General features: G+C 57.7%; 10 protein-coding genes. 2 read left to right on the top strand and 8 right to left on the bottom strand.

The features are described 5' to 3' along the window. Positions 1-117 precede the first annotated feature (117 nt). Together C5F52_RS10805 and C5F52_RS10800 are read left to right on the top strand one after the other, a co-directional pair. Positions 118-2,403, top strand: a complete 2,286-nt coding sequence (locus C5F52_RS10805; RefSeq protein ID WP_104798365.1) for an ABC transporter ATP-binding protein — start codon at positions 118-120, stop codon at positions 2,401-2,403. Then, positions 2,400-2,879: a DUF1854 domain-containing protein gene (locus C5F52_RS10800; protein WP_104798364.1), complete on the top strand. Its 480-nt coding sequence runs from the start codon at positions 2,400-2,402 to the stop codon at positions 2,877-2,879. The genes C5F52_RS10805 and C5F52_RS10800 overlap by 4 nt, the downstream gene beginning before the upstream one ends. A gap of 2 nt (positions 2,880-2,881) precedes the next feature. Here the strand turns inward: C5F52_RS10800 and C5F52_RS10795 are convergent, their stop codons facing one another. The 8 genes from C5F52_RS10795 to C5F52_RS10760 form a co-directional block, all read right to left on the bottom strand. Further along, a complete protein-coding gene (locus C5F52_RS10795; protein ID WP_104798563.1) occupies positions 2,882-4,528 on the bottom strand; it encodes a phosphoethanolamine transferase in 1,647 nt (548 codons plus the stop codon). A gap of 44 nt (positions 4,529-4,572) precedes the next feature. Continuing rightward, entirely contained in the window at positions 4,573-5,937 is a 1,365-nt protein-coding gene (locus C5F52_RS10790; RefSeq protein WP_104798363.1) for an MBL fold metallo-hydrolase RNA specificity domain-containing protein, read from the bottom strand. A 34-nt stretch (positions 5,938-5,971) separates the two neighbouring features. Next, positions 5,972-7,108: a molecular chaperone DnaJ gene (gene dnaJ, locus C5F52_RS10785; protein ID WP_104798362.1), complete on the bottom strand. Its 1,137-nt coding sequence runs from the start codon at positions 7,106-7,108 to the stop codon at positions 5,972-5,974. A gap of 113 nt (positions 7,109-7,221) precedes the next feature. Then, entirely contained in the window at positions 7,222-9,150 is a 1,929-nt protein-coding gene (dnaK, locus tag C5F52_RS10780; RefSeq protein ID WP_104798361.1) for a molecular chaperone DnaK, read from the bottom strand. A 71-nt stretch (positions 9,151-9,221) separates the two neighbouring features. After that, positions 9,222-9,791 (bottom strand): nucleotide exchange factor GrpE, encoded by a 570-nt coding sequence (gene grpE, locus C5F52_RS10775; RefSeq protein ID WP_104798360.1) that lies wholly within the window; start codon positions 9,789-9,791, stop codon positions 9,222-9,224. Between the two features lie 181 nt (positions 9,792-9,972). Then, the gene (locus tag C5F52_RS10770) at positions 9,973-10,323 is read right to left on the bottom strand and encodes an FKBP-type peptidyl-prolyl cis-trans isomerase (RefSeq protein ID WP_104798359.1); all 351 of its coding nucleotides are present in this window, start codon (positions 10,321-10,323) and stop codon (positions 9,973-9,975) included. 56 nt (positions 10,324-10,379) lie between these two features. Beyond that, positions 10,380-10,817, bottom strand: a complete 438-nt coding sequence (locus C5F52_RS10765) for a MarR family winged helix-turn-helix transcriptional regulator (protein WP_104798358.1) — start codon at positions 10,815-10,817, stop codon at positions 10,380-10,382. After that, complete coding sequence (locus C5F52_RS10760) at positions 10,814-12,535, bottom strand: acyl-CoA dehydrogenase family protein (protein ID WP_104798357.1); 1,722 nt, start codon at positions 12,533-12,535, stop codon at positions 10,814-10,816. The genes C5F52_RS10765 and C5F52_RS10760 overlap by 4 nt, the downstream gene beginning before the upstream one ends. Between the last annotated feature and the right edge of the window lie 14 nt (positions 12,536-12,549).

The following is a 12,549-nucleotide window of genomic DNA, read 5'->3' as shown; positions in this document are numbered from 1 at the left end:
CCGAGGGGCGCTTACAAAGCCGATCCAACCATGGTCGGGCGATACAATCTTTAGCATTCGATGTTGGGTGCAACAAGTTCCAGGCTCCTGCTTTTTTGTGCGGAAACTATTAAAAGAATGAATTCTTCTCTTTCGGCTTCTGCCAGCTCTCTGTTGCCCCCTGTTTGGGTGACGCCAGCACTGGCTCAACTCTCTCCACAAGAAAACGTTCTAGCTTGCTTGGAGGTTGACTTAGATGCCCAACTGCGGTTCGCACCAGGGCTGTTAATTGTGACAGACCAGCGGGTGCTTTCTGCCCAACGTCAAGGCAGCGAACTCATGTGGTCGTCTTGGCCCATGACGGCTGACGCGGTCATGCAGCATGCCGATCACGCAGGTGTTGGCACCTTGTCCTTGGTCACGTCGAGCCAGCGTTTGGCCAGTTGGCGCTTTACTCTTACGCACAACGTGCAGGCCATGCGCTTGCAAGAGGTGTTTGCGGACCGTGTGGAGGTGCTGACGCACGGTAAATCGTTGGCTGCCACGGCGCAGGCGCGATGCCCGCAGTGCAAGCTGCCCCTTGAAGCCGCTGGCGATCCATGCCCCGTGTGCAGTCGTGAGAAGCACGCGCCTTTGTCCACTTGGGGGCTGTTTCGTTTGTGGCGTTTTGCCCATCCTTACCGTTGGCGTTTGTTGACGGGGTTTTTACTGACGTTAGCGTCGACAGCTGCCACGTTGGTGCCGCCTTATCTGACCATGCCTTTGATGGACGATGTGTTGATTCCGTTCCAAAACGGCAAACACATCGACGAAGACTTGGTGATGATGTATCTGGGCGGCCTGCTGGGGGCTGCTGCTCTGGCGTGGGGCTTGGGCTGGGCGAAAACTTACATTTTGGCTTTGGTGTCCGAGCGCATTGGCGCTGATTTGCGCACCACGGCCTACGAGCACCTCATGCGTTTGTCGCTGGAGTACTTCGGCGGACGCCGCACCGGCGATTTGATGAACCGCATTGGTGCCGAGACCGACCGCATTTGTGTCTTTTTGTCCTTGCACTTGCTCGATTTCGCCACCGACGTGCTGATGATCTTGATGACCGCAGGCATTTTGATCAGCATCGATCCGCGCTTGGCCGCTGCGACCCTGCTGCCTTTGCCCTTCATCGTTTGGTTGATCCACACCGTGCGCGACAAGTTGCGTACGGGTTTCGAGAAGATTGACCGCGTTTGGTCTGAGTTGACCAACGTGTTGGCCGACACCATTCCTGGCATTCGCGTGGTCAAGGCGTTTGCCCAAGAGCGCCGCGAAGCCAACCGTTTTCGCGATGCCAACAAGCACAACTTGGCGGTGAACGACCGCATCAACTTTGTGTGGTCGCTGTTTTCGCCCACCGTCACGCTGATGACCGAGGTGGGTTTGTTGGTCGTGTGGGGCTTTGGCATTTGGTTGGTGTCGCACCACCAAATTACCGTGGGTGTGTTGACCGCATTTTTGGCCTACATCGGCCGTTTCTACACACGCCTCGACTCGATGAGCCGCATCGTGTCGCACACACAAAAAGCGGCAGCGGGCGCCAAGCGCATTTTTGAAATTTTGGACCACGTCTCCAGCGTGCCTGAAACCAAGAACCCGCAGCCACTGCCTGTTCCCTTGCAAGGCAGCATTGAGATTCAAGATGTGGGGTTCCGTTACGGCAACCGCGCCGTGATTCGCGGCATGAACCTGAGCATTCGTCCTGGCGAGATGATCGGTTTGGTCGGTCAAAGCGGCTCGGGCAAGAGTACTTTGGTGAATCTGATTTGCCGCTTTTATGACGTCAGCGAAGGCGCCATCAAGGTGGATGGCATTGATATCCGCAACATCGCTTTGTCTGATTTCCGCAGCCACATTGGCATGGTGTTGCAAGAGCCGTTTTTGTTCTTCGGCACGATTGCCGACAACATTGCCTACGGCAAGCCCGATGCCACACGCGAAGAAATCGTGTCAGCAGCGCGTGCGGCCCACGCCCATGAGTTCATCTTGCGCTTGCCCCAGGGTTACGACTCGTTGGTTGGCGAGCGCGGCCAAGGTTTGTCGGGTGGCGAGCGTCAACGCATCTCGATTGCGCGTGCGTTGTTGATCAACCCACGCATCCTGATTTTGGACGAAGCGACCGCCTCGGTGGACACCGAGACCGAGCAAGAAATTCAAAAGGCCTTGGACAACTTGGTGCAAGGCCGCACCACGATTGCCATTGCCCACCGTTTGTCCACGCTCAACAAAGCCGACCGCTTGGTGGTGATGGAGCAAGGCGTGGTGGTGGAAGAGGGCGACCACGACACACTCATGGCGCGTGAAGGTGCCTATTACCGGCTCTATGAAGCCCAAGCTAAAAATGGTGAAGACGCGGTGGTCGCCCGTGCTTCGACGAAGGAGTCCGAATGAGTGCCCCGTTGATTTTGGCCTTCACTTTGGCTGTTGACCCCTTTGGCAAATTGGTGGTTACCTTGGCCGATGGCTCGCAGCATGTCGGCGCGGTGGTGGTGCGTGCTTTCCCGATTGCGACGCCCGATCAAGCCATTTCTATTTTGAGTGCCGAGGGCAAAGAGTTGGCTTGGATTGAGCGTTTGAGCGATTTGCCTGAAGACCAGCGCGCCGTGGTGTCGCAGGCGCTGCAGGGTCGCGAATTCATGCCCGAAATCTTGCGCTTGGATGGGGTGAACAGTTTTTCAACGCCCAGCGTCTGGCGCGTGCAAACCAGCCGTGGACCGACCGAGTTTGTGTTGAAGGGCGAGGAAGACATCCGTCGCTTGAGCACCAACACCTTGATCGTGGCCGATGCCCACGGCGTGCAGTTCTTGATCCGCGATTTGCCAGCGCTGGACCGCCACACACGCAAGCTGCTGGACCGCTTTTTATAAGCTCAGCGGTTCGCGCAGTCGGCGAACAAATCCAGCGTGGGTTGGTAGACCTCGGTCTTCACCGCCATCAAACCCAAGACCGAATGAAACAAATGGTCGTGCGACAAGGCGCGGTCACGCTGCTTTTGCAAGCAGCTGGTTTTGATGCGGCTTTGCGTTTCAAACGTGGGTGACAGCCAGGTGATGAGCGGCACTTGCTTTTGTTCGGCGGGAGCCATCGCGTAGGGCAAGCCATGCAGGTACAAATTGTTCTCACCCAACGACTCGCCGTGGTCGGCCACATAAAACAGGGCGGTGGCAGCGGTTTTTTCTTTGTCTTTCAGCCAGCCAATGGCGCGTGACAAAAAGTAGTCGGTGAACACCAAGGTGTTGTCGTAGGCGTTGACGACTTGCGCTTGGTTGCATTGCGACAGCGAGGTGTCGGTGCACTCGGGCACGAAGGGCTTGAAGGCAGCGGGTGTGCGCTTGAAATACGCGGGCCCGTGGCTGCCCATTTGGTGCATCACCACGACGGTGCCACGCGCGCGGCGCTCGCTGGGGAGTTTGGCCAATTCTTTGTCGAGTTGCGTCAGCATGACGGTGTCGCGACATTCGCCGTCTTCGCATTGGTCAGGCAGTTTGAGCTCGGAGGTGTTGAGGTTGGGAATGCGGTCGCATTGGCCTTTGCAGCCCGACTGGTTGTCCATCCACAACACGGCGTAGCCTGCGCGTTGCAGCACGTCCAGCCAGTTTTCAAAATCATGGCTGCGCTTGGCGTAGCCTTCGCGACCCAAATGCGAAAACATGCAAGGCACCGACTCTGCAGTGCTGGTGCCGCACGAGGCAACTTGGGTGAAGCTGGTGACGTTTTCTTTGGCCAACAGCGGGTTGGTCAGGCGGGCGTAGCCGTTGAGTGAGAAGTTGGCACTGCGTGCGGTTTCACCTAAAACAAACAGCAGCAAAGGCGGATGTTGCGCCGCTCCTGTGCGTGGTGTGATGTGGGCATCCACGCCCAGCGGCTGCAAGGGACCACTGGGTTGGTCGCTAGGAACGACTGTCAAATCCAGCAGCGCATACACGCTGTTGAGCGGGTTGATTTGGTAGCGCAGTTGCGTGTGGTTGCGCATGAGAGAGGCAAAGTCTTGAAACACCAGCTGGGTGGTGCCCAGGGTCACGGTCAGTGCCGCCACACACAACAGCACATTGCGCATCACTTGCGTGCCGATTGAGGCGTAGGTCGTGGGTTGACGCCATAGCCAAATCATGGGTAACACGGCCAAGAACAGCACCGTCACACCTAAGCGCCAACTCAGTTGATCGCGCGCTTCACGGGCGTCGGTTTGAAACACATTGGTGACCATGGGCGTGTCTACCACGATGCCGTACATCAACATGTAATACGTGGCGAAGGCGGCCAACAAAAGCAGCAGGCTGATGGCGGGCTTCAAGGTCCAACGCCACGCCAGCAGCGACAACAGGGCCGTGGTGGCGCTGGCAATGATGAGGGCAAAGGCCGCACCAAACAGCAGGCCATGCCAACCCTTCAGGTCGGGCAACTGGGTCAAACTGCGCCACAGTGCAACGTTGCCAAACACCGCCAACCAAACGCTGGCGAGCAAGATCAAGAAAAACGCTGAACGGGAAGGGCGACGCGGTGTGTCTAAAAACATGATGCGCATTGTCTCGCGCCTTTGTGTCGGTTTCAGGTGGGTCTTCAGGTCGGCCACGTACTGCCGTGCTCAGGCACGACTGCGCGCCATTTCAACTCGCGTTCAATGCGCTGGCGCAAGACATCGGCTGCTTCTAATTCGCCGTGCACCACATACACCTGACCGGGTGCGTGCTTCATGTGTTTGAGCCACTTCAGCAGCTGTGTGGCATCGGCATGGGCTGACGAGGATTGCAGCTGCACCACTTCTGCCTTCACTTCAATATCTTGTCCGTGCATGCGCACAAAGGTGCCGCCATCTGCCAATGTGGCACCTCGCGTTCCGGGCGCTTGGTAGCCGGTGAGGATGACCATGTTGCGGTGGTCGGGTAGGTAGTGCTCCAAATGGTGCAACACACGTCCACCGGTGGCCATACCGCTGGCTGCCAAGATCACCATGGGGCCATGTCGTTTGGCCAGTGCTTTGGACTGCTCAGGCGTTTCAATCATGGTGGCCGCATGCTTGAGGGCGCGCAGTCCGTCGTCGTCGAGTTTGTGGGCGTCGGGGTGTTCTTGGTACAAGTCGGTGGTGTGAACCGCCATCGGACTGTCCAAAAAGACCGGCAAGCTGTGCGGAATTTCGCCGCTGGCTTTGAGTTGTGCAATGGCATACAAAACGGCTTGCGCACGACCCACCGCAAACACGGGCAGCACCGCCACACCGCCGCGTGCCGAGACGCGTTTGAGGGCTGGGCCTAATTCGGCCAAGACATCTTCTTTGGGGTGTTCGCGGTTGCCGTAGGTCGATTCGATCAACACGGTGTCTGCATCGGGCGGCAGGTCAGGCGCGTTCATCAGCAAGTCATCAGGACGACCTAAATCACCACTGAACAAAATGCGTCGTCCTGCCACTTCCAGCAAGATACTGGCTGCGCCCAAGATGTGCCCTGCAAAGGAAAACGTGGCGTTCCAGCCGGGAAGTGGCGAGAAGGTTTTACCAACGGTTTGTGCGTGCAAAGCTTTCAGGCTCACCAAGGCGTCGTGCTTGTCGTACAGCGGTAAGGCGGGACTGTGTTTGGAATAACCTTTGCGGTTGGCGAAAGCCGCATCTTCTTCTTGAATGTGGCCGCTGTCGGGCAACAAAATGCCACACAGATCGCAGGTGGCAGGCGTGGCATACACGCGGCCTTTGTAGCCTTGCTTGATCAGCAACGGTAAGTAGCCGCTGTGGTCCAAATGTGCGTGGGTCAGTAAAACCGCATCAATGTCAGCGGCTGGAATGGGCAAGGGCGTCCAGTTGCGCAAACGCAGCTGTTTGTAGCCTTGAAACAAACCGCAATCGACCAGCAAACGCTGACCCTGATGCTCGACCAAATATTTGGAACCGGTGACTGTGCCGGTTCCGCCCAGAAAGGTGATGTTGACGCTCATTCTTCAAGTATCGCCTTTTCTAGGCGTGTGGCGATCAGCTGAAAAAGCTTTTGAGTTTGTCGGCCCAGCCGCCTTCAGCGGGGGAGTGTTTGGCGCCACCTTTTTTCAGCGACTCGTCCAACTCTTTGAGCAACTTGCGTTGGTGCTCGGTGAGTTTGACGGGCGTTTCTACCGAAATGTGGCAATACAAATCGCCAGGGAAACTGGAACGAATGCCCTTCAAGCCTTTGCCGCGCAAGCGGAACTGCTTGTCGTTTTGAGTGCCCTCTGGAATGTCGATGGCGGCTTCGCCGGCCAGCGTCGGCACGCGAATTTCGCCACCCAACGCAGCGGTGGTGAAGCTGATGGGCACCGAGCAGTGCAGGTCGTCGCCATCGCGTTCAAAAATCTCGTGTTTCTTGATGCGAATTTCGATGAACAAATCACCGGGTGGGCCACCATTGGTGCCTGGTTCGCCGTTGCCGGTGCTGCGAATGCGCATGCCGTCATCGATACCCGCTGGGATTTTGACTTCCAGCGTTTTTTGTTTCTTGATCTTGCCTTGGCCGTGGCACATGGTGCAGGGCGAGGGAATGATCTTGCCCGAGCCTCGGCAGTGTGGGCAGGTTTGCTGCACACTGAAAAAGCCTTGGCGCATTTGCACTTGACCGCTGCCGTGGCAGGTAGAGCAAGTTTTGGCCGATGTGCCGGGTTTGGCACCGCTGCCATCGCAGGTTTCGCACTCGTCCCAGCCTGGGATTTTGAGCTGTGCGTCTTTGCCGTTCGCAGCTTCTTCCAGCGTGATTTCCATGGCGTAACTGAGGTCGTTGCCGCGGTACACCTGACGGCCGCCGCCACCACCACGACGCTGCTGGCCAAAGATGTCACCAAAGATGTCGCCAAACGCTTCACCAAAACCACCGCCAAAATCGCCACCCCCTGGGCCGCCACGCATGTTGGGGTCCACGCCCGCATGGCCGTACTGGTCGTAGGCGGCACGCTTTTGCGCGTCAGACAACATTTCGTAGGCCTCTTTGACCTCTTTGAATTGCGCCTCCGCCTCCTTGGCTTTTTCGCCTTGGTTGCGGTCAGGGTGGTGCTTCATCGCGAGTTTGCGATAAGCCTTTTTGATCTCGTCATCTGAAGCGCCTTTAGAGACGCCAAGAACTTCATAAAAATCGCGTTTGGACATGGTGCAGCGTGGCCGTTATTTTTGGGGCTTGTCTAACAACTTCGCCGCGTGTCCACCTTTTCAGGTGAAACGCGGCGAGGTCGCATCAAAAGTGAATCGAAGGAGAAAAGGGTTTAGCCTTTTTTGACTTCTTTCACTTCAGCATCCACAACGTTGTCGTCAGCGGGTTGCGCTTGTGCGCCACCTGCGCTAGCGCCTGCCGCTGCAGCTTGTTGCGCTTGTGTTTCAGCGTAGACTTTTTCGCCCAGCTTTTGAGCGGCTGTCATCAAGGCTTCGGTCTTGGCATCGATGTCGGCTTTGTCTTCGCCTTTCAATGCTTCTTCCACTGCTTTGATGGCAGCTTCGATGGCTTCTTTTTCGCCAGCGTCGAGCTTGTCGCCGTGCTCGCCCAAGCTCTTCTTCACGCTGTGCACAGCGGCGTCCGCTTGGTTGCGCGATTGCACGATTTCGAGCTTCTTCTTGTCTTCGGCGGCGTTCAACTCGGCGTCTTTCACCATTTGTTGAATCTCGTCTTCTGACAAGCCAGAGTTGGCCTTGATCGTGATTTTGTTTTCTTTGCCCGTGGCTTTGTCCTTGGCGCCCACGTGCAAGATGCCGTTGGCGTCAATGTCAAATGACACTTCAATTTGTGGCGTGCCGCGTGCAGCAGGTGCGATGCCTTCGAGGTTGAACTCGCCCAAGCTCTTGTTGCCAGACGCCATTTCGCGCTCACCTTGGTAGACCTTGATGGTCACGGCAGGTTGGTTGTCGTCCGCGGTCGAGAAGGTTTGTGCAAACTTCGTGGGGATGGTCGTGTTCTTGGCGATCATCTTGGTCATCACGCCGCCCAAGGTTTCGATACCCAAGGAGAGTGGTGTCACGTCGAGCAACAGCACGTCGGTACGGTCGCCAGACAACACTTGACCTTGAATCGCAGCGCCCACGGCCACGGCTTCGTCAGGGTTCACGTCACGACGTGGCTCTTGACCGAAGAACTCTTTGACCTTCTCTTGCACCTTGGGCATGCGGCTCATACCGCCGACCAAGATCACGTCATCAATGTCGCTCACCGACACGCCGGCATCTTTGATGGCCATGCGGCAAGGGGCGATGGTGCGCTCGACCAACTCGTCCACCAGTTGTTCCAACTTGGCGCGGTTGAGCTTGATGTTCAAGTGCTTAGGGCCCGAAGCGTCGGCCGTGATGTAAGGCAAGTTGATGTCGGTCGATGTGGCCGATGACAACTCGATCTTGGCTTTTTCAGCGGCTTCTTTCAGGCGCTGCAAGGCCAACACGTCTTTGGACAAATCAACGCCGGATTCTTTCTTGAACTCGGTGATGATGAAGTCGATGATGCGTTGGTCGAAGTCTTCGCCGCCCAAGAAGGTGTCGCCGTTGGTGGACAACACTTCGAATTGCTTCTCGCCATCGACATCGGCGATCTCGATGATGGACACGTCAAACGTACCGCCACCCAAGTCATACACCGCAATCTTGCGATCGCCTTTTTCGGTTTTGTCCAGGCCGAAAGCCAGGGCAGCAGCGGTGGGTTCGTTGATGATGCGCTTGACGTCCAAGCCCGCGATGCGGCCTGCATCTTTGGTGGCTTGACGTTGTGCGTCGTTGAAGTAAGCAGGCACCGTGATCACGGCCTCGGTCACTTCTTCGCCGAGGTAGTCTTCGGCGGTCTTCTTCATCTTGCGCAGAATTTCAGCGCTGATTTGAGGCGGGGCCAATTTGTTGCCGCGCACTTCCACCCATGCGTCGCCGTTGTCGGCTTTGGCAATGGTGTAAGGCATCAAGTCGATGTCTTTTTGGACTTCTTTTTCCGCGAACTTGCGACCGATCAGGCGCTTGACCGCGTACAGCGTGTTGCGGGGGTTGGTGACCGCCTGGCGCTTGGCCGATGCGCCGACCAAGATTTCGCCGTCTTCTTGATACGCAATGATCGACGGGGTGGTGCGAGCGCCTTCGGCGTTCTCGATCACTTTGGTCGTGTTGCCTTCCATGATGGCCACGCACGAGTTGGTGGTTCCCAAGTCAATACCGATGATTCTTCCCATGTTCTTACTCCAGTGATTTTTAAAAATTCAGATGGGCAGTAGTTAAGGCTAACTCTGCCAATTTCAAGTGTTTATTTAGGTGCTGCGACGGTGACCAAGGCAGGGCGCAAAACGCGCTCGGCAATCAAGTAGCCCTTTTGCAGCACGGCGACGACGGTGTTGGCATCTTGATCGGCGGGCACCACGCTGATGGCTTGGTGTTGGGCTGGATCGAACTTGGCACCCGCAGCGGGATCAATGGCCAACACTTTGTTGCGCTCCAATGCACTCTTGAGTTGACGCAACGTGGCTTCAGCGCCTTCGCGGATTTGCTCAGGTGTGGCGGTTTGCACGGCCAACCCAGCTTCGAGGCTGTCGAGCACGGGCAAAAGGCTGTCGGCAAAGCTTTCCAAGGCGAACTTGCGGGCTTTGGAGACTTCTTCGTCTGCACGGCGGCGGGCGTTTTGCACATCGGCTTGGCCGCGCACATATTGATCTTGCAATTCAGCGGCTTTGGCTTGCAGCGCGGCGATTTCGGCTTGGGCCGCAGCCAATGGGTCGAGGGCGGCTGCTGGTTCAGCGGCTTGTGCCAGCGTTTGTGCAGCGGCTTGCAGTGCGGCTTCTTGTGCCGCGGCGTCTAGGGTGTGTGTGGGTTCAGACATGCTTAAAAAGCTTATTCAAAAGCTCAGTTTTCGAAGATATAGGAGGTAAGTGGGGCCGTCAGACCTTGTTTCAAGTGTGGTTTTGCAAATATTTGCCACAGCCAAACACGTCCCTTGAAAAAGCAATGGGGCCCCAAGGGGCCCCGTGAGGTCGCGCGCAGAGGCTGGCGACCTGCGTGGTTTACTCGACGGCGAGCAATTCCACGTCAAATTTGAGGGTGGCGTTGGCCGGAATCACGCCGCCAGCGCCGCGGGCACCGTAGCCCAGCTCTGGGGGGATGATCAAGGTGCGTTGGCCACCGATCTTCATGCCTTGCACGCCTTCGTCCCAGCCTTTGATGACCATGCCGCCGCCCAAACCGAACTCAAACGGGTCGTTGCGGTCACGGCTGGAGTCAAATTTGGCACCTTGCTCGCCGTCTTTGTACAGCCAGCCGGTGTAGTGCACGCTCACATATTGGCCAGCAGCGGCTGTGGCGCCGTCGCCTTCCACGGTGTCGATGTATTGCAGGCCGGAAGGGGTGGTGATCATGGGGAGTCCTTGAGGGTCAGAAATCGAAGCTGTAGAGTGTAACGAGCCCTGCTGGCTTAGCCTTGCAGGTAAATCTTTTGCAGCAGCCGTGTCAGGGTTTTACGCTCTGCGGCGGTCAGGGCCGTGGCGGTGCTCAGATCTGATTCGTTTGCCGTGATTTCGGCTTCCTGCATCAGCGCGTTTCCTGCTTCTGTCAAAAACAAACCCACGGCGCGTCCGTCGGTGGGGTGCGGTTTGCGCTCAATCAGGTCTCGTTTTTCAAAGGCTTTGAGGAAACCCACCAAGTTGGGCGGCAAGATGTTGAGTGCGTTGCACAACTGGCGCGAGGTGATGCCAGGGTTGTGCCCAATCAGCGACAGAACCGAAAAATCAACGGGCCGCAGCTCGTAAGCCGCCATGCGTTCCATGAAGCGGTTGATGATGGTCAACGTAGCTCGGCGGGTGTTGTAGCCGAGCAGGGTTTCGAGAAAGCGGGTGTCGATGTTGTCGTTCATGTCGCGGTGAATTGTCCGCGAATCATGGCCGCTCGCATGCCGAACTCGGGCAACACCCACGCGCGCAAGGCGGTGGCAGGCGCTTGCCAGCGGCTGGCGTCTGTGGCGGGTGCCGCTGTGGCTTGGTCAATTTGCGTCCAGCTCCAAGCCAGCAGGGCCAAGGTGGCCAGCCGCAGGTAGTCGCCCGCGATCCAACTCAAAGCGATGGCGCCCTCTGCTTGCCCGTTGACGTTGACCGCTTCGGCGGTGATGGCGCGTAACTGGGCAAACAGGTCCAGCACTTGGGCTTCGTGGTGTTGGGCGCCCGACAGCGGCTGGGCCAATTCGTCCAGCAGCGCATTGAGGGCGCTGCCGCCGTCGCTCAAGACTTTGCGCATCAGCAAGTCGATGGCTTGAATTTCGTTGGTGCCCTCGTAAATCATGGCGATGCGGGCGTCGCGCACGTTTTGCTCAATGCCCCATTCGCTGACATAGCCGTGGCCGCCAAACACTTGCAAGCAGTCGCTCGCGCCATGAAAGCCTTGCTCGGTGCAGGCCGATTTCAAAATGGGCGTGATCAATGCACACCAGCGCTGGGCTGATTCACGCTGCGCCGCATCGGGGTGGTGCTTGGCTTGGTCCAGCGCCAAGCCGGTTTTGTAGGCCAGCACGCGCGAGCCATCGACCCAAGCGCGTTGCGTGTCCAAGATACGGCGCATGGCCGGGTGTTCGATGATCAAGTCGGCCGAGGCTGTGCCTTTGACGCCTGCCGGTTTGGGCGCACGCATTTGGCGGCGCTCGTGGGCGTAGGCGTCGGCCTTTTGCCAAGCGGCGTCCAGCAAACCCACGCCTTGCAGAGCGACGTGCAAGCGGGCCGCGTTCATCATCACGAACATGGCGTTGAGGCCGCGCCCGACCTCGCCGATCAGCCAGCCTTGGGCCTCGTCAAAGCGCATCACGCAGGTGGGGCTGCCGTGGATGCCCATTTTTTCTTCGATGCGCTCGCAATGCACCGCGCTGCGTGCGCCATCGGCGTAAAACTTGGGCACCAAAAACAGCGACAAGCCTTTGGGGCCAGCGGGCGCATCGGGCAAACGGGCCAACACCAAATGCACGATGTTGTCGGTCAAGTCGTGCTCGCCGCCCGAGATGAAAATTTTGGTGCCACGAATGGCAAAGCTGCCATCCGCTTGTGGGGTCGCGCGGGTGCTGGCCAAGCCTAAATCGCTGCCCGCATGGGGTTCGGTCAAGCACATGGTGGCCAGCCACTCGCCGGTGCCCACCTTCGTTAAATACTGCGCTTTGAGTTCGGCACTGGCGTGGTGCTTGATGCACTCGTACGCGCCGTGCAGCAAGCCTGGGGCCATGGTCCATCCATGGTTGGCGGCGGACAGCCATTCGTACAACACGCTTTCCAACACCGCGGGCAAGGCTTGCCCGCCATCGTCGGTGGCGGTGGTGAGTGAGGCCCAGCCTGACTCCCAAAACGCTTGGTACGCGGCTTTGAAACCGGGTGGCATGGTGACCACCCCGTCTTTAATTTGGGCGCCGACTTCATCGCCGACGCGGTTGAGTGGGGCGATTTGCTCGCCCACAAATTTGCCGGCTTCTTCCAGCACCTGGTTCATGAGGTCGGCATCGACCTCGGCGAACACAGGCATTTCGGCGATGCGTTGCGGCACATGAAGCACCTTCTCCAAGATGAATTGGATATCTTCAAGACGGGGTTGGTAATTCATGTGCTGGGCTCCGC

It is taken from the genome of Limnohabitans sp. TS-CS-82, assembly GCF_002943475.1.
The sequence above is the reverse complement of the archived record's forward strand: the minus strand, read 5'-3'. Positions and strand labels throughout refer to the sequence as shown.

Excerpts from the sequence above, each read along its gene's own strand:
- C5F52_RS10760 (WP_104798357.1), bottom strand. The coding sequence starts at position 12,535 with ATGAATTACCAACCCCGTCTTGAAGATATCCAATTCATCTTGGAGAAG.
- dnaK (WP_104798361.1), bottom strand. The coding sequence starts at position 9,150 with ATGGGAAGAATCATCGGTATTGACTTGGGAACCACCAACTCGTGCGTG.
- dnaJ (WP_104798362.1), bottom strand. The coding sequence starts at position 7,108 with ATGTCCAAACGCGATTTTTATGAAGTTCTTGGCGTCTCTAAAGGCGCT.
- C5F52_RS10770 (WP_104798359.1), bottom strand. The coding sequence starts at position 10,323 with ATGATCACCACCCCTTCCGGCCTGCAATACATCGACACCGTGGAAGGC.
- C5F52_RS10790 (WP_104798363.1), bottom strand. The coding sequence starts at position 5,937 with ATGAGCGTCAACATCACCTTTCTGGGCGGAACCGGCACAGTCACCGGT.
- grpE (WP_104798360.1), bottom strand. The coding sequence starts at position 9,791 with ATGTCTGAACCCACACACACCCTAGACGCCGCGGCACAAGAAGCCGCA.
- C5F52_RS10795 (WP_104798563.1), bottom strand. The coding sequence starts at position 4,528 with ATGTTTTTAGACACACCGCGTCGCCCTTCCCGTTCAGCGTTTTTCTTG.
- C5F52_RS10800 (WP_104798364.1), top strand. The coding sequence starts at position 2,400 with ATGAGTGCCCCGTTGATTTTGGCCTTCACTTTGGCTGTTGACCCCTTT.
- C5F52_RS10765 (WP_104798358.1), bottom strand. The coding sequence starts at position 10,817 with ATGAACGACAACATCGACACCCGCTTTCTCGAAACCCTGCTCGGCTAC.
- C5F52_RS10805 (WP_104798365.1), top strand. The coding sequence starts at position 118 with ATGAATTCTTCTCTTTCGGCTTCTGCCAGCTCTCTGTTGCCCCCTGTT.